Source organism: Hydrogenophaga sp., from assembly GCF_041913525.1.
Lineage (GTDB): Bacteria > Pseudomonadota > Gammaproteobacteria > Burkholderiales > Burkholderiaceae_C > Hydrogenophaga.
In genome coordinates this window covers 66,634-91,691 of the sequence record NZ_JAYSFD010000009.1, presented here as the reverse complement: position 1 = coordinate 91,691, position 25,058 = coordinate 66,634, and the positions used below count along the sequence as shown (strand labels likewise).

24 protein-coding genes and 1 riboswitch are annotated in these 25,058 nt (G+C 68.1%); of the genes, 5 read left to right on the top strand and 19 right to left on the bottom strand.

Annotated features, from left to right (window positions below; genetic code table 11):
• Window positions 1-5: 5 nt before the first annotated feature.
• The 18 genes from ACE3RQ_RS12570 to ACE3RQ_RS12485 form a co-directional block, all read right to left on the bottom strand.
• Window positions 6-815 (bottom strand): enoyl-CoA hydratase/isomerase family protein, encoded by an 810-nt coding sequence (locus tag ACE3RQ_RS12570; protein WP_374522359.1) that lies wholly within the window; start codon window positions 813-815, stop codon window positions 6-8.
• Window positions 816-838: 23 nt separating this feature from the next.
• The gene (locus tag ACE3RQ_RS12565; RefSeq protein ID WP_374522358.1) at window positions 839-2,212 is read right to left on the bottom strand and encodes a class I adenylate-forming enzyme family protein; all 1,374 of its coding nucleotides are present in this window, start codon (window positions 2,210-2,212) and stop codon (window positions 839-841) included.
• On the bottom strand, window positions 2,140-2,466 hold the full coding sequence (locus tag ACE3RQ_RS12560) for a hypothetical protein (RefSeq protein ID WP_374522357.1): 327 nt from the start codon (window positions 2,464-2,466) through the stop codon (window positions 2,140-2,142). The genes ACE3RQ_RS12565 and ACE3RQ_RS12560 overlap by 73 nt, the downstream gene beginning before the upstream one ends.
• Window positions 2,467-2,468: 2 nt before the next feature.
• Window positions 2,469-3,464, bottom strand: a complete 996-nt coding sequence (locus ACE3RQ_RS12555) for an NAD(P)H-dependent flavin oxidoreductase (RefSeq protein WP_374522356.1) — start codon at window positions 3,462-3,464, stop codon at window positions 2,469-2,471.
• A gap of 37 nt (window positions 3,465-3,501) precedes the next feature.
• Window positions 3,502-4,305, bottom strand: coding sequence for an enoyl-CoA hydratase/isomerase family protein (locus ACE3RQ_RS12550; RefSeq protein WP_374522355.1), 804 nt, complete (start codon window positions 4,303-4,305; stop codon window positions 3,502-3,504).
• Between the two features lie 36 nt (window positions 4,306-4,341).
• A complete protein-coding gene (locus tag ACE3RQ_RS12545) occupies window positions 4,342-5,589 on the bottom strand; it encodes an acyl-CoA dehydrogenase family protein (RefSeq protein ID WP_374522354.1) in 1,248 nt (415 codons plus the stop codon).
• An 18-nt stretch (window positions 5,590-5,607) separates the two neighbouring features.
• Window positions 5,608-6,666: a phosphotransferase family protein gene (locus ACE3RQ_RS12540; protein ID WP_374522353.1), complete on the bottom strand. Its 1,059-nt coding sequence runs from the start codon at window positions 6,664-6,666 to the stop codon at window positions 5,608-5,610.
• The gene (locus ACE3RQ_RS12535) at window positions 6,663-7,490 is read right to left on the bottom strand and encodes an SDR family NAD(P)-dependent oxidoreductase (RefSeq protein WP_374522352.1); all 828 of its coding nucleotides are present in this window, start codon (window positions 7,488-7,490) and stop codon (window positions 6,663-6,665) included. The genes ACE3RQ_RS12540 and ACE3RQ_RS12535 overlap by 4 nt, the downstream gene beginning before the upstream one ends.
• A 1-nt stretch (window position 7,491) precedes the next feature.
• On the bottom strand, window positions 7,492-8,031 hold the full coding sequence (locus ACE3RQ_RS12530; RefSeq protein WP_374522351.1) for a TRAP transporter small permease: 540 nt from the start codon (window positions 8,029-8,031) through the stop codon (window positions 7,492-7,494).
• An 11-nt stretch (window positions 8,032-8,042) separates the two neighbouring features.
• On the bottom strand, window positions 8,043-9,353 hold the full coding sequence (locus ACE3RQ_RS12525; RefSeq protein ID WP_374522350.1) for a TRAP transporter large permease: 1,311 nt from the start codon (window positions 9,351-9,353) through the stop codon (window positions 8,043-8,045).
• 122 nt (window positions 9,354-9,475) lie between these two features.
• Window positions 9,476-10,576 (bottom strand): TRAP transporter substrate-binding protein DctP, encoded by a 1,101-nt coding sequence (gene dctP / locus ACE3RQ_RS12520; protein ID WP_374522348.1) that lies wholly within the window; start codon window positions 10,574-10,576, stop codon window positions 9,476-9,478.
• Window positions 10,577-10,725: 149 nt separating this feature from the next.
• Window positions 10,726-13,437, bottom strand: a complete 2,712-nt coding sequence (locus tag ACE3RQ_RS12515) for a LuxR C-terminal-related transcriptional regulator (RefSeq protein WP_374522347.1) — start codon at window positions 13,435-13,437, stop codon at window positions 10,726-10,728.
• Between the two features lie 99 nt (window positions 13,438-13,536).
• Window positions 13,537-14,208 carry an HAD family hydrolase gene (locus tag ACE3RQ_RS12510; protein ID WP_374522346.1) on the bottom strand — a complete coding sequence of 224 codons (672 nt, stop codon included), beginning with the start codon at window positions 14,206-14,208 and terminating at the stop codon, window positions 13,537-13,539.
• A 62-nt stretch (window positions 14,209-14,270) separates the two neighbouring features.
• On the bottom strand, window positions 14,271-15,089 hold the full coding sequence (locus ACE3RQ_RS12505) for an AfsA-related hotdog domain-containing protein (protein WP_374522345.1): 819 nt from the start codon (window positions 15,087-15,089) through the stop codon (window positions 14,271-14,273).
• A 103-nt stretch (window positions 15,090-15,192) separates the two neighbouring features.
• Window positions 15,193-16,221: an aldo/keto reductase gene (locus ACE3RQ_RS12500; protein WP_374522344.1), complete on the bottom strand. Its 1,029-nt coding sequence runs from the start codon at window positions 16,219-16,221 to the stop codon at window positions 15,193-15,195.
• 71 nt (window positions 16,222-16,292) lie between these two features.
• A complete protein-coding gene (locus ACE3RQ_RS12495; RefSeq protein WP_374522343.1) occupies window positions 16,293-17,501 on the bottom strand; it encodes a multidrug effflux MFS transporter in 1,209 nt (402 codons plus the stop codon).
• 47 nt (window positions 17,502-17,548) lie between these two features.
• Complete coding sequence (locus tag ACE3RQ_RS12490) at window positions 17,549-18,535, bottom strand: ketoacyl-ACP synthase III family protein (protein WP_374522342.1); 987 nt, start codon at window positions 18,533-18,535, stop codon at window positions 17,549-17,551.
• Complete coding sequence (locus ACE3RQ_RS12485) at window positions 18,532-19,881, bottom strand: FAD-dependent oxidoreductase (protein WP_374522340.1); 1,350 nt, start codon at window positions 19,879-19,881, stop codon at window positions 18,532-18,534. Before ACE3RQ_RS12485 ends, ACE3RQ_RS12490 begins: the two co-directional genes overlap by 4 nt.
• 286 nt (window positions 19,882-20,167) lie before the next feature.
• Between ACE3RQ_RS12485 and ACE3RQ_RS12480 the strand changes: the two genes are divergently transcribed.
• Window positions 20,168-21,034, top strand: a complete 867-nt coding sequence (locus ACE3RQ_RS12480; RefSeq protein WP_374522339.1) for a LysR family transcriptional regulator — start codon at window positions 20,168-20,170, stop codon at window positions 21,032-21,034.
• Window position 21,035: 1 nt separating this feature from the next.
• On the opposite strand, the gene ACE3RQ_RS12475 is transcribed toward ACE3RQ_RS12480, so the two are convergent.
• Complete coding sequence (locus ACE3RQ_RS12475; protein ID WP_374522338.1) at window positions 21,036-21,461, bottom strand: universal stress protein; 426 nt, start codon at window positions 21,459-21,461, stop codon at window positions 21,036-21,038.
• Window positions 21,462-21,652: 191 nt separating this feature from the next.
• Between ACE3RQ_RS12475 and ACE3RQ_RS12470 the strand changes: the two genes are divergently transcribed.
• From ACE3RQ_RS12470 to ACE3RQ_RS12455, 4 genes are all read left to right on the top strand, one after another.
• Entirely contained in the window at window positions 21,653-22,102 is a 450-nt protein-coding gene (locus ACE3RQ_RS12470; protein ID WP_374522337.1) for a host attachment protein, read from the top strand.
• Window positions 22,103-22,160: 58 nt separating this feature from the next.
• The gene (locus ACE3RQ_RS12465; RefSeq protein ID WP_374522336.1) at window positions 22,161-22,586 is read left to right on the top strand and encodes an Hsp20/alpha crystallin family protein; all 426 of its coding nucleotides are present in this window, start codon (window positions 22,161-22,163) and stop codon (window positions 22,584-22,586) included.
• A 209-nt stretch (window positions 22,587-22,795) separates the two neighbouring features.
• A riboswitch (guanidine-I (ykkC/yxkD leader) is annotated at window positions 22,796-22,899 on the top strand.
• Window positions 22,900-22,950: 51 nt separating this feature from the next.
• Window positions 22,951-23,976 carry an ABC transporter substrate-binding protein gene (locus ACE3RQ_RS12460; protein ID WP_374522335.1) on the top strand — a complete coding sequence of 342 codons (1,026 nt, stop codon included), beginning with the start codon at window positions 22,951-22,953 and terminating at the stop codon, window positions 23,974-23,976.
• Window positions 23,977-24,038: 62 nt separating this feature from the next.
• Entirely contained in the window at window positions 24,039-25,049 is a 1,011-nt protein-coding gene (locus ACE3RQ_RS12455) for a fatty acid desaturase (RefSeq protein WP_374522334.1), read from the top strand.
• Window positions 25,050-25,058 lie beyond the last annotated feature (9 nt).

Genomic DNA, 25,058 nt, shown 5'->3' with positions numbered 1-25,058 from the left:
TCCCCTCACCTCCCCGTGAACACCGGCTTCCTCTTTTGCGCAAACGCGCTGGTGGCCTCGTGGAAGTCTTCGGTCATGAGGCCGAGCACCTGGGCGTGGTTTTCCAGTTCGATGGCGGCTTGCAGGCTGGGGGCGTCGAGGTTGGCCCACATCAGGCGCTTGGTGTGTCGGGTGGCGTAGGGGCTGTTGCCCAGGATCTGGTGGGCGCAGGCAAAAGCGCGGTCCATCAGCTGCGCGGGTTCCACCACGTCGGCCACCAGGCCGATGCGCAGGGCCTCGTCGGCGGCCACGGGGCGGCCGGTGAGCATCACTTCAAACGCGCGTGATGCCCCCACCAGGCGAGGCAGGTGGTAGCTGATGCCGCACTCGCCGGCGGTGATGCCGATCTTCACCGCACCAATGTGAAACGACGCGGTGCTGGCCGCCAGGCGGATGTCGGCGGCCAGGGTCATGGCCATGCCGGCGCCCACGGCCACGCCGTTCACGGCGGCGATGACGGCCGGCTCCAGCGAGCGCAGGCGCAGCGCCAGGTTGGCAAACAGCGTTTGCAGTTCGTCGTGCTCGCGCACGGTGCGCGAGGCGGCCCCGCCTTCTTGCATGGCCTTCAGGTCAAGGCCGGCGCAGAAGCCTTTGCCTTCGCCGGTGACGATGAGCACGCGCACGCTGTGGTCGCGCGCCACTTCGTCGAGCTGGGCGTGGATCAGGCGCACGCCCGGCACTTCCAGGGCGTTGAGGCGGTCGGGCCGGTTCAGGCGCAGCACGGCGATGCCGGGCTCGGGGCGTTCCAGCACGGACGAAAGAACGGCGTCGGTCATGGCGGGGGCTCCTGTGGGACGGGTCAGGCGGTGGCGGCGAGTTCGCGCAGCAGTTGCTCGCGCATGTCGCGCTTGAGCAGCTTGCCGTTGGCGTTGCGCGGCAGGGGGGCGGCGCTCACGGTGAAGCTCTCGGGCACTTTGTAGTCGGACAGGCGCTCGGCGCAGAAGGCGCGCAGCGCGGCGGTGTCGATCTGGCGGCCTTCGCGCGGGTGCACGAACACGTGCACGCGCTCGCCCAGCACCGGGCAGGGCTTGGCCACCACGGCGGCCTCCAGCACGTCGGCGTGCTGGCACAGGGTGTTCTCCACCTCGACGCTGAAGATCTTGTAGCCGCCACGGTTTAGCATGTCTTTGCGGCGGTCCATCACGTACACGAAGCCGTGTTCGTCCATGCGGCCCACGTCGCCGCTTCGCCAGTGGCCGCCGATGATGTTCTCGGCCGTGGCCTGGGGGTTGTTCCAGTAGCCCTTCACCACCATGGGCCCCTTGAGCCACAGCTCGCCGATCTCGCCGCGCGGCAGCTCGCGGCCTTCGTCGTCCATCACGGCCACTTCGGCACACGGCAGTGGCAGGCCCACGCTGTCGAGGTGGTCGCGGGTGAGCGCGGCCGGCATCACGGTGGTGGGCGAGGTGGTTTCGGTGGCGCCGTAGCAGTTCGAGAGGCGCAGCCCCGGCAGTTGCTGGCCCAGGCGGTCGATGGTGGCCGGGGGCATGGGCGCGCCACCATAGCCGCAGGCCGTCCAGGCGCTGAGGTCGTGCTGGGCGAAGTCGTCTTGCAGCAGGCACAGGCTGATCATGGCCGGCACCAGGATGGTGTAGCTCATGCGCTCGCGCGCGGCCAGGCGCAGGAAGTCAGGGGCCTTGAAGGCGGCGGCCACGATGAGCGTGCCACCCAGGCCCAGGGCCACCAGCATGATGGCCACCAGGCCGGTCACGTGGCTCAGCGGCACCACCACCGCGCCGCGCACGTTCTCGTCCAGGCCCAGGGCCTGCTGGTAGTGCATCACCGAGTGCACCACGTTCAGGTGGGTGAGCATGGCCCCCTTGGGGAAGCCGGTGGTGCCCGAGGTGTACATGATGAGGGCCAGGTCTTCCTCGGCCACCGGTTCCAGCTCGGGCAAGGGCGCGTGCGACTGCAGGGCGGCGAAGGCCTGCGGGTGCGTGGCCGGCACGCCGGCCAGCAGGCGGTGGCGCAGCTCGGGCACGTCGGCCGGCAGGGGCCAGCGCTCTTGCAGGTCGGGGTCAGAAATGAGCACCTTGGCGCCGCTGTGGGCCAGGATGTAGGTGAGCCCCGGGGTCTGGTCGCGGGTGCTCAGGGGCACGATCACCGCGCCCAGCGCCTGGGCCGCGAAGAAGGCCACGATGAACTGGCTGTGGTTGCCCATGAGCAGGGCCACGCGGTCGCCCTTGCCCACACCGAGCGAGCGCAGGCCATTGGCCGCGCCAGGGCCTGGTCTTCCAGCTGGCCCCAACTCAGGCGCTCGTCGCCGCTGACCACGGCTTCCTTGGTGGGGTGGCGGCGCGCGTGCGGGCGCCACATGGCGTTCAGGTCAGCCGGGCGAGGATGAAAACAGCGCACCACGCGGTCGCCGAAGTGGCTCTCCAGGCGGGTGGGCAGGTGCTTGGCTGGGGTGGGTGGGGTGGTCGTCATGGTCAAACCTCGGCCATCGCGTCGGGGGCACCGGCCAGGGCGCTGGCCATGGTCAGGGCCTCGCGGCACTCGGCCACCAGGCGTTGGATGAGTTCGTGGCAAGTGGGGATGTCGTCGATCAGGCCCACCACCTGGCCGGCCCACACCAGGCCGGCGTTCACGTCGCCGCTGCTCAGGGCCTGGCGGCCGCGCTGGCCGCTGACCAGGGGCTGGATGTCGGCGAACGCGCAGCCGCCTGGGCGGCGCTCGGTGGCCACCACCTCGTCGGACACGGCGTTCTTCAGCACGCGGCCGGTGTTGTGCAGGGTGCGGAAGATGAGGTTGGTGTCGCGCTCGCTGGCGTTCACCAGGGCCTGCTTGATGTGTTCGTGAATGGGCGCCTCCACCGTGGCGCAGAAGCGCGTGCCCATGTTGATGCCCTCGGCCCCCAGCGCGAAAGCAGCGGCCATGCCGCGCCCGGTGGCGATGCCGCCCGAGGCGATCACCGGAATGCGCAGCGCGCGCGTGGCCAGGGGGATGAGCACCAGGCCGGGCACGTCGTCTTCGCCGGGGTGGCCGGCGCACTCGAAGCCGTCAATGCTGATGGCGTCCACGCCGATGCGCTCGGCCGAGAGGGCGTGGCGCACGCTGGTGCACTTGTGCACGATGCGCACGCCGTGGCGCTTGAGGGTTTCCACAAAAGCCTTGGGGCTCTGGCCGGCGGTCTCCAGCACCTTCACGCCCTTGTCGATCACCACGTCCACGAACTCGGCGTAAGGCGGCGGGTTCACCGTGGGCAGGATGGTGAGGTTCACGCCGAAGGGCTGGTCGGTGAGGCCGCGGCAGCGGTCGATCTCGCGCGCCAGCGCCTCGGGCGTGGGCTGGGTGAGCGCGGTGAGGATGCCCAGGCCGCCCGCGTTGGAGACGGCGCTGGCCAGCTCGGCCGTGCCCACCCATTGCATGCCGCCCTGGACGATGGGGTAGCGGGTGCCCAGCAGTTCGGTGACGCGGGTTCTCATGGTCTGCACTCCAAAAACAAGAAACTGGGGCCAGCGGTCAGCGGCCCTGGAACACCGGGGGGCGCTTGTCGAAGAAGGCGGCCACGCCTTCGCGGAAGTCTTGTGTGCCGGCGCAGTCGCGAAAGCCCGCGGCCTCGGCGTCGAGGTGGGTGTCCAGGTCGTTTTGCAGCGAGGCGCGCAGCAGGCGCTTGAGGTGGCCGTAGGCCTGGGTGGGGCCTTGGGCCAGGCGCTGCACCAGGGCCTCGGTGGCGCTGGCCAGTTCGGCCGCGGGCACCACGCGGTTGACGATGCCCAGGTCCAAGGCCTGCGCGGCGTCGAAGTTCTCGCCCAGGAAGGCCAGTTCCATGGCCTTGCGCACGCCCACGATGCGCGGCAGGCCCCACGAGGTGGAGCAGTCGCAACTGGCGCCAATGCCGGGGTAAGCGATGCCGAATTTCGTGCCCTCGGCGGCGATGACCAGATCGCAACCCAGCGCCACGCCCAGGCCGCCGCCGGCCACGGCACCGTGCACGCTGGCCACCACTGGGGCCTTCAGTTGCGCCAGCAGGCGCAGGCCGCCGTGCATGCCGTCAATGAGCTGTTGCGCCACGCCTTGCGGGTCTTCGCGCATGGCGGCCAGGTCGCCACCGGCCATGAAAGCGCGGCCCTCGCCGCTGAGGCACACGGCGCGCACCTGCTCGTCGGCGGCGATGGCGCGGCAGGCCTCGTGGAAGGCGCGGGCCATGGCCACGTCGATGGCGTTCAGCGCCTTGGGCCGGTTGAAGCGGAGGTGGGCCACGCCGTTGGCGCGCCAGGCCAGCAGCACGTCAGCGGATTCACCGGGGTGGTCGGGGTAAGCCATGGAAGAACCTTTCTGCTCTCGGGTGATGGGGGGTGTTCAGTGCACGTTGTAATACGGCGCGGTGGCGCCCAGGTTCTCGCGCGCCTTGGCCAGTTCCACCCGCGCCAGGGTGCGCAGGTGCACCTCGTCGGGGCCGTCAAAGAAGCGCATGGCGCGGCCCCACGACCACAGGTAGCTCAGCGGCGTGTCGGGCGTGATGCCCATGGCGCCAAACACCTGCATGGCGCGGTCCACCACGCGGGTCTGCAACTGCGCGGCCACCAGCTTGATGGCCGACACGTCCACGTGCGCCGACTTGTTGCCGAAGGTGTCCATCTTCCAGGCGGCCTGCAGCACCAGCAGGCGGGCCTGGTCGATCTCCACGCGCGAGTAAGCGATCCAGTCTTGTACGTTGGAGAACTCGCTCAGGTGCTTGCCAAAGGCGCGGCGGGTGATGGCGCGCTCGCACATCAGCTCCATGGCCAGCTCGCACTGGCCGATGGTGCGCATGCAGTGGTGCACCCGGCCCGGGCCCAGGCGGGCCTGGGCCAGCGCGAAGCCGGCGCCCTCCTCGCCCAGCAGATGGCTGCGCGGCACGCGCACGTTGGTGAAGGTGACTTCGCAATGCCCTTCGGGGGCATGGTGGTGCATGATCGGCACGTTGCGCACCACCTGGAAACCGGGCGTGTCCATGGGCACGATCACCATCGAATGGCGGGCGTGGCGCGGGGCGTCGGGGCTGTCGTCGCTCACACCCATGACGATGGCGAAGCGGCACAGCGGGTGGATGGCGCCGGTGGTGAACCACTTGCGGCCATTGATCACGTACTCATCGCCGTCGCGGCGAATGCTGGTCTGGATGTTGGTGGCGTCTGACGAGGCCACGTCGGGCTCGGTCATGGCGAAGCACGAGCGCATGGTGCCCGCCAGCAGGGGCTTGAGCCAGCGCTCGCGCTGCTCGGGCGTGGCGAACAGGTGCAGCAGCTCCATGTTGCCGGTGTCAGGCGCGTTGCAGTTGAACACCTCGGCCGCCCAGGGCAGGCGGCCCATGATCTCGGCCAGCGGCGCGTAGTCCATGTTGCTCAGGCGGGTGCCGGGCTCGTCGTCTTTCAGGCCGGGCAGGAACAGGTTCCACAGGCCGGCCTCACGGGCAAGGTCTTTGAGCGGCTCGATCACCGCTCTCGGGTACACGCCAGAGGCGGCCAGGCGCTCGTACTCGGCGTTCTGCGGCAGCACGTGGCGGTCCATGAACTGGCGCAGGGTGCGCTGCATCTGCAGGTTGTCGTCGCTGAACTGGAACTGCATGGCGGTCTCTCGGGTGGCTCACAAAAGGGGCACGGGGGTGCGCAGGGCCTCCAGTCCGCGCTGGGCCAGCACCAGGCTGAGCTGGCCCACCTCGGCGGCGTTGTCGGCCACGGCGTTGCCGCGCGCGGCGCGGGCGGCGATGCCCTCGAAGATGACGGCCCAGCGCATCAGCGCAAAGGCCCAATGGAAGGGCCGGGCCTGCTGCGCAGCGCCTCGCCCGGCGCGGCGGTAGTAGTGCGCCAGGTACTCGTGCTCGGTGGGGATGCCCAGCGCCGCGAGGTCAAGCCCGCGAATGCCGCCGAACTCGGCCGGTAGGGTGCGCCAGGCCACGGTGTTGAAGGCCACGTCGGCCAGCGGGTGGCCCAGGGTGGAGAGTTCCCAGTCCAGCACGGCCACCACGCGCGGTTCGGTGGGGTGGAAGAGCAGGTTGTTGAGCTTGAAGTCGCCGTGGGTGAGCGTGGTCTCGTCGTCGTGGGGCAGGTGCTCGGCCAGCCAGGCCTGCAGCTCGTCGATGGCGGGGTTCTCGCGGGTTTTGGACAAGGCCCACTGCTGCTGCCAGCGGCGCAACTGGCGCTGGAAGAACTGGCCCGGCTTGCCAAAGTCGCCCAGGCCCAGCGCGGCCCAGTCGAGGGAATGCAGGGTGGCCAGGGTGTCGGCCATGGCCAGGTAGATGGCGCGGCGCTCGGCGGGGGCCATGCCGGGCAGGCTGTTGTCGCCGAACACGCGCCCGGGCACGCGCTCCATCAGGTAGAAGGGCGTGCCCACCACCTCGGGCCCCTCGTGGTACAGCACGGTGGGCGGCACCGGCAAGGCGCTGGCGGCCAGGGCCTTCATCACGCGGTACTCGCGGTCCACCGCGTGGGCCGATGGCAGCACCTCGCCGCCGGGCTTCTTGCGCAGCACCAGGTGGCGGTTGTCGAAATCGACAAAGAAGGTGGGGTTGGACTGGCCGCCGCCAATGGCCTGCAGGCGCATGCGGCCTTGCAGGCCGGCGATGTGCTCGCGGGCGAAGGCCTCCAGCACGGCCGGGTCAAAGGCTGGCGTGGCAGCCGTCGGGGAAGGGGCGAGCGTGGTCATGAGCGGGCTGGGGAATCGGAAGAAGGGCCGGTGGCCGAGGGCAACTTGCCCAGCAGGAAACCGGCGTCCACCACCATGAGCTGGCCGGTGACGGCCGAACCAGGGCGCAAGAGCCAGCACACGGCATCGGCAATGTCCTCTGGCGTGGCGATGCGCCCGAGCGCGGCGGTGTGGGCGTAGGCGGCCTTGACCTGTTGGTAGGCGGCCTCGCCCAGGCCGTCGCGCATCCAGCGGCCTTCCACCATGCCGGGCAGCACGGCGTTCACGCGAATGCGCGGGGCCAGCGCACGGGCCAGGCCCAAGGTCATGGCGTTGAGCGCGGCCTTGGACATCACGTAGGGCAGCGAGCTGCCGCTGCCGGTCTGCGCCGCCACCGACGAGATGTTGACGATGGCCCCGCCCTGCCCCATGTGCCGGGCCGCTGCGCGACACACCTGAAACGCGCCCACGGCGTTCACGCCGTAGAGGCGCTGGAAGTCGGCGGCGTTGAGGGCGTCAAGCGCCTGCATGGGCACGAACTGCGTGACGCCCGCGCTGTTCACCAGGCCATCAAGCCGGCCCCAGTGGGCCACGGTCTGGGCCACCAGGGCCTCGGCGTCGGCCTCGATGGCCACGTCGCCGGCCAGCACCAGGGCCTGCGCGCCGAGCGCGCGGCAGTCGCGGGCCACGGCCTCGGCCAACTCGCGGTCGCGCCGGTAGTTGATGGCCACGCAGGCACCTTCCGCGGCGAGCTGGCGTGCCACCGCCGCGCCCACGCCGCTGGAGGCGCCGGTGACCAGCACCACGCGCGGTGGCTGGGCGGCAGGGGCAGTGGCCTGGGCCATGTCAGAAGGCGGCGTTGACGTTGTCGCTCTCGGCCTTGGCGCGCTGCAGCGAGGCGCCACTGATCTCGTCCCAGACCAGGCGGCACATCTCCAGCATCATGAGCGCGAAGGCCAGGGGCAGCATCACCAGAATCGGCCAGATGGGCCAGAAGTCGGTGCCGATCTGCATGGTGCGGTCGTTCTCGATGCTGGTCCAGGTGAAGCGCAGCACGTACCACATGACCACCGCATAAACCACCAGCTCCACCAGCAGCACCACGGCGCTCACCCAGCGGCGCGTGGCCGGCGAGAAGCTGTTGATCACCATGTCAAAGCGCGGGAAGGTGCCCTGGCGGTGGGCCAGGGGCACGGCCCAGAACACGATGAGCGGAAACGTGACGCGCTCAATCAGGTTGTACGCGCCCGGAATCAGGTCTTGCTGCAGGATGTAGCGCCCGATCACGCTGAGCACGGTGATGACGATCATGGCCAGCAGGCACAGGCCAGCCCCCACCGAGGCCATGCCGCCTTCGATGCGGTCAATGGTTTTCCAGAAAGACATGGGGTTCTCCTTCAACCGATGTGGCTGGGCAGCCAGGTGACCAGGGCGGGGAACATCATCATCAGCGCCGTGACGATGAGACCAGCGGCCACGGCGAACACGGTGGCGGGGCGGAACACCTCACCCACCGGGAAACGCGCCGCACTGGCCGCCGCGTAGACCGACAATCCCACGGGTGGCGTGAGCAGGCCCAGGGCGATCATGAAAGAGGCCACCACGCCGAACCACAGCAGGTCAATCTGCGCGGCCTGCAGCAGCGGCAGCAGGATGGGCACCACCAGCACGATGATGGCGGCCGACTCCAGGATCATGCCGGCGAAGAAGAACAGCACCATCATCAGCGCCACCAGCAGCATGGGCTGGTCCAGCCAGGGCTCCAGCAGGGCCACCAGTTCGCGGGGCACGCGCGAGAAGGCCAGGAAGCGGGCCATGATCTGCGCGCCGATCACCAGCATCATGAGCATGCCGGTGACCTTCACCGAGTCGGCCATCGACAGGCCAATGTCTTTGAGCGTGACGCGGCCCATGGCCACCATGCCCACCAGGGCGGTGAAGGCACCGATGGCACCGGCCTCGCCCACGGTGATGATGCCGCCGTAGATGCCGCCAAACACCACGCCCATGAGCACCAGCACAAACACAAAGGCGTTGACGCTGCGGCGGAACAGGGCGGGGTCTTCGTCTTCGTCCACCTTCACGCCGTCCACCGCGCCGGGCTTGGTCTCGGCGTAGAACACCATGCAGACGATGTAGACCAGCATGCAGATCAGCCCCGGGCCGAGCAGGCCGATGAACAGGTGGCCGATGGGCACCATGGTGATGGAGCCGTAGATGATGACGATGAGGCTGGGCGGGATCACCGCCGAGAGCGAGCCCGACACCGCCGCCAGCCCGATGGCGTAGCGCCGCGTGTAGCCCACGCGCTCCAGCTCAGGCGCGGCCAGCGTGGCCAGGGCCGCGGCGCTGGCCGAGCCCGAGCCGCACACCGCGCCCAGCAGGCCGCCGGTGAGGATGGTGGCCACGCCCAGGGGAAAGCGCTTGTAGCCCGAGAGGCGGTGCGCCACGCGGAACAGGTCCACGATCACGCCGCCGCGCAGCAGCAGCTGCGCCATCACCAGGTAGAGCGGGATGATGGAGAGCGAGTAGATCGAGGCGGTGTAGAAGATGTCGGGGCCGATGATGCCGTCGAACACGCGCGGTCCGATCCACAGCACGATGCCCACGATGCCCGAGCCCAGCAGCACGGTCGAGACGTTCTGGCCCAGGATCAGGAAGACCGTGAACCAGGCGCCCACGAACCACAGAATGGCGGTTTGTGACATGGCGAAAGGGAAGTTGGGGAATGAAGGGGCGCAGCCCTGCCCGCCCGATCAAGGCCGTGGGCACTTGAGCGGTGGGTGGCGGGCACAGCGCCCGCCGGGGCCGCGCGCGAGGCGGCTGGGGATCAGCGCGCCAGGTACTCGGCCACGCCCTCGGGCACCTTGCCGCCCTCGGCCTGGATGAGCTGGGCCCACAGCTTGGCGGTGGCCTTGGCCGGGTGGCCCTTCTTCTCTGTCTGCTCGATCCACTGCACCCAGGTGGCGGTGGAGGCCTTGGCGATGTGGGCCTGCATGTCCTTCGACAAGGTGTTGATGTCCACGAACTTGCTGCCCTTCTTCTCGGCGGCGTCGCGCACTTCCACGTCTTGCTTGTCGATGCCTTCGGCGTTCTTCATGGCCACGTCGCGGGCGATGCGGTCCCACTTCTGGCGCTCGTCGGCCGAGAGCTTGTTCCACATGCCCTCTTCCACCGCCAGGTAGCTCTCCCAGTGGCCAATGGCCACGCCGGTGATGGTGTACTTCATCAGGTCTTGGAAGGAATACGACTTCCAGTCGCCCACCGACAGCACCAGGCCGTTCACCGTGCCGCGCGACAGCGCCTCATAGGCCTGCGAGGCCGGCATGGTCACGGGCGTGGCGCCCATCTGTTGCAGGGCGATGGTGTGCATGGCCGAGCCCGCGCGCAGGGGCAGGCCCTTCATGTCGGCCGGGTTCTGCAAGGTCTTGCCGGTGGTGGACAGCGCATAGGCCGCCGTGGCGCCCAGCGGCCAGACGCGAATGCCCTTGTCGGCGATTTCGTATTGGTAGAAGGTCTTGTCGCCCTTCACCTTCACCGGCGAGTCCAGCAGCTTCTGAAAGGCCTTGGTGATGGAGACCGCGCTGGTGTTGTAGGTGGGCAGCTGCGTCACGTCCGACAGGGCGAAGCGGCCTTCGTGGTACGGGGCCAGCAGCGGCGCGGCCACGTCGATGGTGCCGCCCTTGAGCGCATCGAGTTCGCGGCCCACGGCCACCAGCTCGCCCGCGTAGAAGCGCTTGAACTTGATGCCGGTGTTGGCCTCGATCTGGTTGGCAAACGGGTCCATGTGGCCGCCCACCCAGAAGTGCACCTTGGGCAACGAGGCCGAAATGGTGAGGTCTTTGGCGGTGGCGCTGGCAGCGCCCAGGGCGGCGGCGGCAGACAGAACGGTGGCGGCCACGCGGGCCGGGCGCGAAAGGCGGTTGAACATGCTTGTCTCCTGTGTGAATCGTGGACACAGGTCGCTCTCATCGCCTGTGTGCCCCCATCATCAACAAGCCCCCCGGCGCGGCGCCCCCCCGGATCGGGTGGCTAGGGTTTCCCCGAGCCACCCACCCTGCCCCAGGCTCACCCTCAAGCTCAGGCGCTGGGTGGTGCGATCAGGCCCAGGTCGCGCGCGCGGGCCACGGCCTCGTCGCGGCCCGACACGCCCAGCTTGCCGTACACGTTCTTCAGGTGCCACTTCACGGTTTCGGGCGACACGCCCAGCACCTGGGCCACCCGCTTGTTCGACATGGCCTGCGACAGCGCGCGCAGGATGTCGCGCTCGCGCTCGCTCAAGGCCTCGCTCAGCGGCGCCGCCGGCGCACTCGCCATGGGCTGGTCGCGCCCGGCATGGGCCTGCAGGTGCTCGGCGTAGAACAGCAGCGCGGGGTCGGCCTCGCCCGCGCTGGCCACCCAGCGGGCCACCAGGGCCAGCCACTCGGGGCCCATGTCGATCAGGCGGCGCAGCAGGCCCAGTTGCTGCGCCAGCGCCAGCACTTGGGGCACCACGGCCAGGGCCTCTTCGTGCCGGCCCAGGCGGGCCAGCACCATGGCGCGCAGCGCCTGGGCCACGCCAAAGTCGCGCCGCAGCAGCCAGGGGCCGCCCGCATCGGCCGGGGCCGCTTCGCTCAGCGGGGCCAGCACGGCCAGTGCCTCGCGGTCGCGGCGCTGGTGCATCTCGTGCAAGGCGCGCGCCACGCGGGCCAGCACCCCAATGCGCCGGCTGGTGGGCAAGGCCTGGTCGGCGTGTTGTTGCGCCAGGGTTTCCAGGGCCTGAAGGGAGGCCTGGCCCAGGGCGACGTCCCCCATGGCCAGGGCGGTGCGCAGGCGCTCGTACAGAGCAAAGGCGCGCGCGCGGTCAAGCCCGCGGCGCTGGGCGTGTTCCTCCAGCCGCTCCAGCCCTTCGAGCGATTCGCGCCACTGCCCTTCTGATCGGTACAGCCGCGCGCGGCTGACGGCGGCGGTGATGACCGCGTCCGGCAGGCCCACGCGCTCGATGGCGTCGTGCCGGTCGTCCAGCAACTGCCGCAAGGCCGCCAGGTCGTTCGATTCGTACAGCACCTCGGTGAGCAAACCGGCGGCGTTGCTGGCCGGCTCGCAATAGGGGCCCAGCTCGCGGTCGGCGCTGGCCAGGGCATCGCGCAGCACCGGCTCGGCGTGGCGTGCGTCGCCGTCGTGCAGCCAGGCCAGGCCCATGAGCGCGCAGCTCATCAGGGCACCAAAGGCCGAATCGAGCAAGGGCGTGCCGTCTTCCCGCAGCGGCGGCGGGCCAGCCAGCAGCGAGCGGGCCTGCTCGAACTCGCCCAGGTGAATGTGCATCCAGCCCAGCAGGTTGCGCCGCCCACCCACCAGCACCGCGTCGCCATTGGCGCGCAGGGCGTGCATGGCACTCAGCAACTGCCGGGCGGTGGCGATGTCGTCTTCTTGCAGCGCCAGCGAGAAGGCCAGCAGCACCCAATGGGCCATGGCCTCGGCGTCGCCGTCGCGGCACTGCTCGCGCAAGGTGTTCACGGTGGCGTGGCACTCGGCAAAGCGGCGGTAACACAGCTGCGTCCAGCCCACCCAGAGCAGCAGGCTGGGGCGCTGGCGCAGCAGGTCGCGCGGCAGTTCGCTCACCGAACGCACCAGGCGCTGCAGGTCGCCGTTCAGGAAGTGCTCGCGCGCCCAGCGGTCAAGCCAGCCGGCGGCGCGCTCCAGGTCGCCCGCGGCCACGCCGTGGCGCACCGCCTCGCGCAACTGCTTGCGCCGGCCAAACCACTCGCACAGCAGCAGGTGGGTCTGGCGGCGCTCGTCTTGCGGCCAGCGGCCCAGGCGCTCCAGCAGCAGGTCGCGCAGCAGCGGGTGAAAGCGGTACCAGCCCTGGCGTTCCATGCCGTCCATGGGCACCAGGAACAGGTGGTCGCGGCGCATGCGCTCCAGCAGGTTCGCGCCCAGCTCGTCTCCTGCCAGCAGCACCACCAGCGCCTGGTTGAAGCCTTGGGCGGCGGCCAGGCGGGTCATGGCGTCCAGCTCGTCCAGCGCCAGTTGCGCCAGCACCTCGCGGTTGAAGTAGGCGGTGAAGTCGTGCGGGTTTTGCACGGGCACCACCTGGCCCAGGCGCTCGGGCTGGCGGCGCAGGTCCAGCGCCACCAACTGCAGGCCGGCGGCCCAGCCGTCGGTGAGGTCGGCCAGGCGGCGCATGCCCGATTCGTCGGCGCCAATCTGGCGGCTGCGGGCGAAGGCCTGCACCTCGTCCAGCGAGAAGCGCAGGTCGGGGTAGCCCAGTTCCAGCAGCGCGTCCTGGTCGCGCAGGCGGGCAAAGGACAGGGGCGGCACGCTGCGCGAGACCAGCACCAGCTGGAAATGCGGCGGCGCGAAATCGAGCCAGGTTTGCAGCAGGGCGTGGGCGCGCGAATCGACCGCGTTCTGGCAGTCGTCGATCACCAGGGACAGGGGCCGACCATGCTGGCGAATGCCCCGCAGCAGCGAGATGGCCACGGCCTCGGGCGAGCGCATGCTGCTGTCGCGGTTGAAGATGAAGTGCGCCTCACGGGCGATTTGCGGGTCTACCCGGTCGAGCGCGGTGAACAGGGCGTCCATCAGCGCGGCCGCGTCGTCGCCGGGCATGGACGTCATCCAGGCCACGTCGTGGCCATAACCCAGGGCCTGCATGCGCCACTGCAGCGCCAAGGTGGTCTTGCCGCTGCCAGCGGGGCCCAGGATCAGCAGGCAGGTCTTGCGCCGGGCCTGCGCCAGCCGGGCGAGCAACCGCGTGCGCTCGATGCTTCCTGGCTCGAGGCGCGGCACGGTCGCGGCTTGGTCGGGCATGTCCTCTCTGTCTCCACGGGCGTTTTGGGCGCGCATGGTGACACATACCCTCAGCGGTACTGGTAGCGCAGGGGACAGAGCGCCTCGGAAAGCCGGCGATCATGGCAGCAGAAGCGGCCAGCGTCGCGACCTGGCCAGTGCCACGAGGTCATCGTCGCGCACCACCACCACTGGGTGACCCACCAGCTCCAGCATGGGCAGGTCAGACAGGTGATCGCCGTAGGCCAGGCAATTGACTGGGTCGATCCGCATGCGCTGCAGAAAGCGCTGCACCAGCAGGCGCTTTCCCTCTCCAATGGCGGGCATGCCCAGAACCTCCCCCGTGATCACGCCACCCAACAGATCCAGTTGCGTGACCAGCAGGTGCTCCACGCCCAGGTCTTGTGCCAAGGGCAACAGAATTTCGGCGCAAGAGCCAGAGACCAGGGCCACGCCGACGCCATCGGCCTGGTGGGCACGAAGGCGCTCCAGCACCGGTTGCACGAAGAAGCCAGGGGTCTGCCGGTGCTGGGCATACCAATCTCGGGCGCTGGCGCACACCGCCGAGTGGCTGTACCCCTGAAGCGTGCGGTAAAAGTGGCGGTTCACGTCCAGACGACTTGCCCCATGGGCCAGCAAGTCCAGCAGACTGCGCTGCGCTTCGTCTTCTGCCACGCGCCCTAGTTCCTGTCCGAGGGTTTGCCGGAAAAAGTGGGCACGAAAGCTGAACATGCTCTTGAGGCCGATGAGTGTCTCGTCCACATCGAAGAAGGCGAATCGCTGAGATGGCATGGGGATTGGGTCTGCTGAAGTTGGGTGGGCTTGGGTTGGCGCCTGGGCGCAGGCCGACGCGCTCAAGCCGGCTGACGCGCGGCAAATGAAGGACCTGCAATCACAAGGTCAGCTTCCGACGCGGGCAGATCGGCCGGTTGCTCCAGCTGGGACAGACACTTCTCTATCGCCATCCGCGCCAGTTGGGCCTCGCGAAGGGCGAGCGGGCCGGCGTCGAACACCACAAAGGACACACGCATGGATGCTGCCACCTGATCACACTGCAACACCTCGATGTCGGCCTCAATGGCACGCCGGTCGACATGGCCTTGTACCTGAGTCAGCTGCCGATACCGCACCTGTGCAGGCAGGGGAAAGGCAAAGGCCAGGTACCGAATGGCCATCTCATTGATCACGAAATAGCGTTTGCCGGGCGAGAAATCGCGCAGGCAGTGCAGTTCGGTGACGGCCAGGAACATCTGCCGGCAGGCTTCGGCCAGCACCATGCCCTGGATGTGCTCACCGGTGAGGTGGTCTTGCATCAGTTCGTTCCTGGCGTGCAGCACCAGGTCGGACACGAAGGTGTCGGTCTCTGAGCGAAGAGGCTCGGTGATGAGCACGTTCTCGGCGCGGTGTTTGTGGCACGCGGCCATGTCTACCATCGGGCGGCTGCGCCACTGCCGCCAGTGCTTGAACTCGGCGTCCAGCCCCTTGCTCAAGGCTAGGCAGTAGAGGTGGTCCATCTGCAGGTCGTCCACGCCCTGGCCAGCCACAAAGCGCTTGCCGCGTAGGTCACTGGCGTGGGCCTGGCGAAGCGCCGAGAGCATGTCGCTGTAGCGCCAAAGCGTGGGCTTGTCGGCGAATCGGGTGAATGCGTCGGCGACCACGATATAGGTTTGCATGATTCCTCCTGGTGTTGTCTGGCGCGCGGTTAGGACTGGCCCACACGCCCCGGCCAGATGGCGCTTCAGGCCAGCGGCGTGCCGCCCCCGCGCCGCGCCTTGCTCATTCGCTCAAGCCATAGACCGCCATGGCCGAAGCGGCGTAACGCCCGCCCGCCGCAGTGCCTGGGGCAAAGGCATCCTCAAGCTCGCCCAGCACCCGCAACGGCAGCTCAAGGGCACAGGCGGCCACGTTTTCGCGCACGCGCCGCACCTGGCGCATGCCAACGATGGGCACGACATGGGGACCCCGCGACAGCACCCAGGCCAGCGCCAACTGCGCTGGCGTGGCCTGCAACTGGCAAGCCAGTTCGTGCAAGCGCGAGGCCAGGCGTCGGTTGTGCTGCAGGGCGTCGCCTTGAAAGCGCGGCAGGCCACGGCGAAAGTCATCTGGCGCCAGCGCCTCGGGGTCTAGGCCTGGGTCTGCCAGCAAGCCGCGGCAAATCGGGCTGTACGCCACCAGCAAGATGCCCAGGCGCTCGCATGCGCGCAACACCCCCTGGGTTTCCACGGTGCGGGTCAACAGCGAGAACTCGTTCTGCACCGCGGCCACGCCGTGCCGCCCGCCGGTGAGCTGGCGCAGGGCCACGTCGGCACGGCAGATCGTGGGCACATCGGCCTCGCTAAGGCCAACGGCACCGATGACGCCGTCGGCCAGCAAATCGGCCATGGCGCGCATGCTGTCCTCGATGCGCCGCCCGCCGTCGGCGATGCGGTGCAGGTAGTACAGGTCGATGGGCGTGCCCAGCCGGTCTCGTGATCGCCTGGCGGCGTCCTTCAGGTAGCCGGGCGAGTTGTCCACGCCGCGCCGAGAGGCGTCTTGGGGGTCTCGAACAATGCCCCCCTTGGTGGCCACCGTCAGGTCGCTGCGCCGGGGATGCTCGCGCAGGCAGGCCCCCAGCAGGCGCTCGTTGTGGCCGTTGCCGTACACATCGGCGGTGTCGAGAAAACGCACACCCGACGCCAGGGCCGCCTCCATGACCTCACGTGCCTGTGCCTCGGTGCTGGGCCCATAGAACTCGGACATGCCCATGCAGCCCAGGCCCAGGGCCGTCACCGCCAGACCGCCCGCGCGGGCCTGGCGCAGTGGCAAGGGGGCCCCCAGCGGGCTATGCGGCGCCAGGGCCGTGGTGGCGCCATCGCCCGCAGCCAATGCCGCGGCCGTCAATTGACCACCCGCCGCACCAGCCAGAAGACCGCGCCCATGAGCATCAGGGTCATCAACGCGAACGGCAGCAGCGACTGCACCTGCAGCAGCGAAGACAGCCCCATGATGGCGGCGGCGATCACCATCAGGGAAAAGCCCAGCAAGGAACTGGCCAGCCCCGCCATCTGCGGGAAGGCCGACATGCCCTGGGCCATGAGGTTGGGGTACATCACGCCGCCGAAGAGCACCACGAAAGCGAATGGCAGCACCAGGGCCCAGAGCTGCCCGTCGAATGCCCAGGCCAGCAGCACCTGCGCCAGTGCCGCCCACAAGGCCGCCTGGGACGCCACGCGAAACCGCGTGCGCACCGACACCGACGCCGGCATCAGGCGGTTGGAGAACACACCGCCGAAGTACATGGCGCCCATGGCCAGGGCCGCCGCGCCAAACACGGCGGGGCCATGGCCCATGACGGTTTGCACGATGAAGGGGCCCACCAGGTTGAACGCCAGCAGCGCGCCATAACAACAGCCCATGGCGAGAAAGATCAGGACAAAGCGGCGGTTGCCGTAGATGGTGCCGATGCCCTGCACCAGCCGGCTGAGGCTGAACGGCACGGGCTTGGCATGGCTCTCTTTCATGACCAGCGCCACCATGGCCAGCAGCACCGTGCCATACACCAGCAGAAAGGCCAGCGAATAGCGCCAGCCCAGGCTCATCTGGAAAAAAGCACCGATCACCGGCGCGACGATGGGCCCCATGCCCCAGCCAATGACCATGTAGGTCAGCACCTGGGTGAGACGCGGGCCCTGGAAACAGTCGGTGGCGATGGCCCGCATGAGCACCGAGGCGGCGGTGATGCCGGCGCCCTGCACCACGCGCCCGGCGATGAACCAGCCGATCGATGGCGCCAGGATGCACACGACGGAGCCAAGCAGGAACACCAGCAGGCCCACGATCAAGGTGTTGCGCCGCCCCCAGCTGTCCGACAAGGGGCCATAGACCAGTTGCCCCAAAGCAAACGCCGTGAGGTAGAGCGTGACGCTCAACTGCACCACCTGGCGGTCGGTGGCGAACTCGGCGGCCATGAGCGGCAGCGAGGGCACGAAGATGTCGATGGCCATTTGCCCGATGGGCGCCAGCGCCACGATGAGCAGCGCCATGAACGGCTGGTACCACGGCCTTGACTGGCGCGGCAGAGGGACAGTGGCGGAATGGTCTGGCATGGGTGTGGTCCTTGAATGGCGCAATGGCCTGGGTAAAAAAGATGTGGTCAGCCGGGTGATGGGAGTGCCTGCAACTCAAGCAAAGCAGCAGTCCAGGAGAAGCCCGCGCCCGCGCCAATGAGCAAGACCTGCTCGCCCGGCTTCGCCGCACCGCTCGCCATCAGGTGGTGCAAGGCCACCAGTTGGTCCGTGGTGCCCAGGTGGCCGAGAGACAGGCCCAGATCCACCGGGCACAGCGGCTCGGCGCCTTCAAACACCGAGAAGTAGTTGTCGCGAAGCAGATCGCGCCCCAGGTGAGGCACGAGCACGTGGCGCAGGGCCTGGGGGCGCAAGTGGCCCACCATCTGCTGCTTCAGTGCCATGAGCGCGGCCCTCGTCGCGTTGCGCAGGCGGTGCTGGCCGTGCTCAGCCAGGAACTGGCGCTTGGCGGCGCGCACATCGAACGCATCAGGGCCGGGGTTGTGGTGCAAGCTGGCCAGCCCGGGATCGGTGACGGTGTGCACGGCCACCACCCGGGCCAGCCCTGGCCCCTGGCCCAGCACCACCGCGGCCGCGCCATCGCCGTAGCCGATGCCGTAGTCGGACGTGACGCGGCAGAAACCCGTGCCGGCGAAGCGGTCGCTGCCCACGAGCAGGGCCCGCTGCCCTGGGTTCGCTTGCAACTGGCGCACGGCCAGATCAAACGCCACCAGAAGTCCATCGCAGCCCTGCCGCAGCGCCAATGGCAAGGCGCCAGGGAGCCCCAGCTCGGCCTGCAGCGCGGTGGCCGGGTTCCAGAACACGCCCATGCCCTGGTCGTGGATGGAGGCATGCATCACCCAGCGCACGCGCTCATCGGCCCAACGGCGCACACCTTGAGCGGCCAGAAGCGCCAACTCGCCGGCGGTGCGCTGGTGTTCGATGGCCACCGATGTGTAGCCAGCCTGGCGCAGCCGATCGGCCTCGTTCGGGTGCTTGGCCAGCACTTCGTCCAGGCTGAGTCGATATGCAGGCAAGGCTGTGGCCAGGCCCAGGATGGAGAGGTCGGGTATCAAGACAACGCCCCCACGGATACAGCCGCGGTTTCGATAGCGCGCACGTGCTGGTCTGGCGTGACCTGCACGATGCGGTCAGGCAGGTTCGGGTGTTGCCACCATCCCGGGCAGCCCTCCACAGGCAGCAGCGGCCTGGTGCCATACAGGCGACGCCCCACGCTGACGGCGTGGCGCACACGCGGATCGGCACTGCCCAGGCGATCGGCCCCAGCGGCGGCAAAGTCAGTGGCCAGGTGACTGAAGCGAATGGCCATCAGGTCCAGCGTGGCCTGAAGGCGCTCAAGATCGGCATCGGTTCGGGCGGCACGAATGGCATCGATCAAAGGACCAACAGCCACTTGCGCCAGAGTGGCCTCGGCCACGGCAGCACGCTCGGACTGGTAGCTGGACCAGCTGGGACCGCCCTTGCCAGCTATCCGCATCGCAAGGGCCTGAGCATCTGCGAGCCCCAGGTTGAGGGCCTGACCACCGGCAGGCGGGTGCACATGGGCAGCATCACCTGCGATCCAGACGCGCCCTCGTCCCCAGACGCTGGCGATCCGAGAATGGACACGGTAGTGCGCGCACCGGTGTACGTCGACAATGCGCAGCGCGGGGTCTGCGACCAGGCGCTCCTGCTCACACAGGAAATCGGGCATCGACAGCTCGGCGCTCTGGTCCACCGGCCTGGCTCGCCCAGGACCAGCCACCCGCACGGAACCATCGGGAAAGGGCAACCACGACATCACACCATGGTCGGAGATGAGCATGGCGCTCACGTCGCCCGCCAAAGGACGGGAAAAAGGCATGCCCTCGCCCAGTAGGTAGGGGTGGTCAAGGGTGTGACCGTCGAAGGCCGATCCCAGGGCCGCCCGAACCGTGGAACGGGCACCGTCACAACCAAACACCCAGTCGGCCTCCAAGACGTCGCAGCGGCCAGGGCGGGATACCTCGACCAGCACCCCTGAGCCGAGCTGCCGACAATGCCTGAGCACTGCGCCGCGCACCACGACACCGCCCGCCTCTCGCAACGCCGTCAACAGGGTCCGCTCGATGTCGGGTTGGCGCACATTGAGCACACCGGGAAAGCGCGAAGGCAGGTCAGCAAAGCGCATCTCCAGCCGCAACCCGTCAGATCGGTCAAAAGCAATGGCGCTCTGCCACCACCCCTTGCGCAACAGGTCGTCGCTCAGATCGAGCGAATGCAGTATCTCCAGACCTCGGGCATGCAGCATCACCGCCCGGGGACGCTCGTCCACCTCAGCCGAGGCCTCAAACACCTGCACCTCAAAACGCCGGTGGCGCAACAAAAGCGCCAGAACCAGCCCAGTAGGACCGGCCCCGGCGATGACCACGCGCCCGCTCACTTCCAACCTCCTGATGGCACACAGCCAAGTGGTGCCTCGCCACCGGACAGTCTTGCCTCGTCCTGCCCGCTGGCATCTGGCCGCGCGGCCACGCCAACAAGCGCCTTGAGCGCTGTTTCCACTGCTCTCTCCCTGTCCACTTTCAATGCGTTGGGATGCTATCGGCGGGGTCAGAGCGCGGGTAGAACAGGCACCGAAAAGCGCCTTTTCACGAATGAAAAAAGGGGCCTTCGCCCTACCCTGGGCCAGGGGTGGTTGAAGGAAGAACCCTCAACGGGAGCAACGCATGAACTGGGACAACATCAAGCACTTCATCGCCACCGCGCGGGCCGGTTCTCTGACGCTGGCCGCACAGGCATTGCGCACCAGCCCAGCCACCCTGTCTCGGCGCATCGCGGCGCTGGAGCGCGACTGCGGCACCACCTTGTTCACCCGCACCCACACCGGCTACTTGCTCACTCGGGATGGACGGGCCCTGCTGGCACGATGTGAGGCCATTGACGACGCGTTTTCATCGCTAGCCCGCTTGTTGCCGCTGTCGCAGCTCGGCGCAAAGGGCGTGGTGCGACTGGCCACCAGAGAGAACCTGGCCACCCACATCGTGCTGCCCGCGCTGCCGCGCCTGCTCAAGGCGCAGCCCAACCTGGCGCTGGAGCTGAAGGCAGGGGCACAGACCACGCCATTGCGCGACCGCGAGGTGGACCTGGCGGTGCGGCTGTCGCTGCCCAGCTCGGGCAACTTCAAAGGGCGCGCCATCGGACTGATGGCTCACGCCGTCTATGGCGCCTCGGGCATCGAGCCCATGCAGCCGGGTTTGCTGGGTTGGACACACGATTGCGAGAACACACCGATCGCGCAAGCCGCGTTGAATCACCCGCGGGGCCATTCACCCACGTGGCGGTTCAACAGCTTACAGGCACAGGTGGCGGCGGTGCGAGCGGGGCTCGGGCAGGCCTATCTGCCTTGCTTCCTGGGCGACGCCACCCCAGGTCTGCATCGCGTGCAAGGCCCTGAAGGGCTGCTGGCACAACGCATCTATCTGGTGCTGCACAACGATTCGATCGAGGTGCAGCGCGTACGGGTAGTGGCCGATTTCGTGATCGAGGTGTTTCATCAAGCGGCGGATCGACTGGCAGGTCGAGCCCCGGCGTGATTCACTTCACCAGCAAAACCGGCACGCCAGCGTGGTGCACCACGGCCTGAGCCACCGAGCCCATGAACAGGCTGCCCAGGGCGCCACGTCCGTGGGTGCCCATGGCGATCTGATGAGCGCCACTGTCGCGGGCGATGTTGGCGATCTCCACCGCCGGATTGCCCACCGTGGCATGGGTATGGCGCACAGTGAGGCCGTGCGAGCGGGCTAATGCGGCCATGGTTTCCAGCAAGACGGTCTGTTCTGTGCGCAGGTTGTCGTTTACCTGCTGCACCAGCGTGGGCGCCATGTCGCCAAGCAACATGGGGGCGAGCACATGCACCAGGTCCACTTCGAACTTCGCCTGGGTGCGGGCCAGATCGGCCACGGCCTCTATGGTGCGATCGGTGTGAGGTGAGCCGTCCACGGCAATGAGGATGCGGTACATGGTGGCCTCCTGGATTGAGTGCCGCCAGTGTGCACCCGCCATGGCCTGCTGCGCAATCCGCATGGGTCGCTATGCGGGCATGGCAAAGGCCTGTCTCGCCAAAGGACTGAGCCTACTCAATGCAAGTGGGCACGGCGCGTGTCTTGATCTGGGCTGGGTGGGCGTCTGGACCCACCAGCAAGGAGCATGCAATGCAAGACGAATGGATTCTGGTGGCCAACGGTTCCATGGCCCGCCTGTTTTCCCGCGCCGGCTCGGGCGATCCCCTGGTGGCGCTGGAGACGATTGATTTTCCAGAGGGACGTCAACAAGCCCACGAGGTGGGCCGTGACCGCCCAGGCCACGATCGCAGTGACAACAGCTCGTCAGGCGCGCTGTTGGAGCCCCGCACGTCGCTCAAGCACAAGCTTCACGAGCGTTTTGCTCACCAACTGGCCGAGCGCCTGGACGACGGTTTGGCCGATGGCGCCTACAGCGGGCTATGGGTGATTGCCTCCAGTCCTTTTCTCGGAAGCCTGCGTAGCGCCTTGTCGGATGCCGTGGCGCCGCGGGTTCGTCTGTCTCACGATGCCGACTTCACCGGACTTGACGTCAGCAGCCTGGAGGCGCGCCTGCAAACACTGGCGAAATCCAAAGCCTGAGCAGCCCATGGTCAGTCCGCCCGCGAGTGCGGGCTGACCCGGTCACGAGGAGAAAACCATGAGCCAATCCCAACAGAACGAGTTGCTGCCACTGGAGTCCTTTGACGATGCGTTTCGCGGTTTTCTGCGCCCCTGGCTGGAGCGACAGGGCGAAATCTCGCCCAGCATCAAGATCGACCTCAGCGAGACCGCAGGTGCCTACCGGGTCAAGGCCGATCTGCCCGGGGTGCGCAAGGAAGACATTGACATCCAGATCGACAACAACCGCCTCACGCTCAGCGCCACCGTGAAAAGGGAATCGCAAGACCAGGTTCAGGGGAAGGTGATCCGCAGTGAGCGCCAGGTGGGCTATGCCAGCCGCAGCCTGTGGCTGGACAAGGCAGTGGACGAGGCCAAGGCCAGCGCCCGTTTCGAGAACGGCGTGCTGGAGTTGACTTTGCCGCAGAAACCGCCGACCGAAACGCGCAAGATCGCCGTCGATTGAACAAGGGGCCAGTGGCAGGAGGGGCTCGCCATGCACCAAACTGGCGCAACATGCCTCTCCGCGAGGCGCCGATGACCGCGACCGAGCACCGATTTGGCTCTCTCCCCACCCCTGTACCCACTGCCCTGAAGGCCAGGCCAGTTGGCACGCAACCTGCTGAGGTGATGGTGCAAGAAGAGCGAACGGGGACCGCCCACCCGCTACCTCAGCAACAGGACCGCTAGGGTTCCGGCCGCGCGCCCAGCGCGGTGTCTGGTCCGAGAGCGGGCCGGCCTTATCGCAGGCTCCACGGAGGGACAAAAGCCCGGGAGAACGATCGCCGATCGGTCTTCCTGCGCACGTCCTTCAATTCCTGGAGTCTTCGATGAACACCGCCAAGCCCTCACTGCCCACCCTCTCGCGCCGCGAGCGCTTTCTCAAGCCTGCACTGGGCCTGGCCCTGTCGCTGGCCACCGCTGGCGCCATGGCGCAAGCCCCCGCGTCCATGAAGCTGGCCACCGTGGTGTGGGTGGGCTATGGCCCCTTCTACGTGGCCGACGCGCTGAACCTGTACAAAAAGCACGGCCTGAAGGTGTCGCTGCAGGTGTTCAACGACCCGGCCCTCATCCCCGCGGCCATCGCCTCGGGCGCGGTGGACGGCGGCATGCTCACCTACGACCAGGTGGTGGGCCAGGTGGCCGCCGGGCGCGCCATGAAGGTGGTGATGCCCATTGACTACTCCAACGGTGGCGACGCCATCGTGGCCGACCAGAGCATCACCAAGGTGGCCGATTTCAAGGGCAAAAAGATTGGGTACAACCCTCTGTCGCCATCGGATTTCCTGCTGTCTTACGCCCTCAAGACGGTGAACCTGAGCGAGAAGGACATCACCCCGGTGAACATGACGCCCGAGTCGGTGCCGGCGGCCATGGCCTCGGGCCAACTGCCCATTGGCGTGACCTACGAGCCCAGCCTGTCGCAGATCCTGGGCCAGGGCGGGGGCAAGAAGTTCAAGGTGGTGTTCTCGTCCAAAGACGCGCCCGGCCTCATCGCCGACGTGCTGGTGTTTGACCAGAAGGTCATCCAGGCCAAGCCCAAGGAGATTGAGGGCATCGTCAAGACCTACCTCGACGGCCTGGCCTACATGAAGGCCAAGCCCGACGAGTCGGCCAAGATCATCGGCAAGCTCATGGGCGTGTCGGCCGCCGAGGTGAAGGAACAGCTCAAGGGCGTCTACAACATCCCGCTGGCCGAGATGCCCAAGGCCTTTGCCAAGAGCAAGGAAACCACCTCGTACTACGGCAGTGGCGAGGTGATCGGGCAATTGCTCAAGGCCAAGGGCCAGATCACCACCATTCCGCCCACCGAGGCCACCTTCCACGACGCGTTCGTGAAGGCCCTGGCCAAGTGATGTGTTCCGCGCGCCGCCGGCCCGCGGGCCGTGGCGCGCCTTAGCAAAAAGGTGTGGGTCTCATGACCAAGGTTTTCCGTGACAACGAAGGGGCGTGGTGCAACGTGGCCGCGCTGGGCGTAACGCTGGCGGGCTGGCCGCTGGGCGTGTGGCTGCTGGGGCAGGCGGCGTGGTGGCTCAACGCCATGGGCTTCGCGCTGGTCGTGCTCACGCTCACCTGGTCGGCGTATTTCATTCACGAGTTCGCGCACTACGCGATCTTTCAGTCGGCGCAGACCAACGAGCGCTGGGGCACGCTGATGAGCTGGATCAACGGCTCGGCCTTCGCCCGCTTTGCCGACCTGCGGCGCAAGCACATGCGCCACCACGTCGAGCGCGCCGACGTCATCACCTTTGACCTGCAAGGCTTTCTGCGCGCCCGGCCGCTGGTGCGCCGCGTGGTGCTGGCGCTGGAATGGCTGCACATTCCGGCGGTGGAATTCGTGATGCGCGGCGTGGTGATCGCCCTGCCCTTCATCGACGAACGCAAAAAAGACGCCCGCGCCCGCGTGCTGGCCGTGGGCGCTGTGCGCCTGAGCGCGTGGGCCCTACTGCTGTGGTGGTCGCCCAAGGCGGTGGCGCTGTACCTGGTGGCCTACCTCGTGTTCGTGCACCTGCTGCGCTTTGCCGACTGCTTCCAGCACACCTACGACGCCTACCCCATTCTGGACAACGCGCCCATTCCGCAAGACAAGGTGCGCGACCGCGCCTACGAACAGGCCAACACCTACACCGACGTGGTCGGCGTGGACGCCAAGTGGCTCAACCTGCTGTGGCTGAACTTCGGTTTTCACAACGCGCACCACGAGCGCCCGGTGGCCCCCTGGTACCGCCTGCCGGCCCTGCACCGCGAGCTGTACCCCGAGGGCTACGCGCAAGTGGTCACGGTGGGCGAGCTGCTGAGCGCCTACCACCGCCACCGCGTCACCCGCGTGCTGGCACAAGACTATGGCGAGGTGCTGCCACCCGGCACGCCGGGGCGGGCCGACCGCTTCATTGGCGCCGTGGGCGTGTCCTTCCTCACCGCGGTCTGAGTGGCAGCG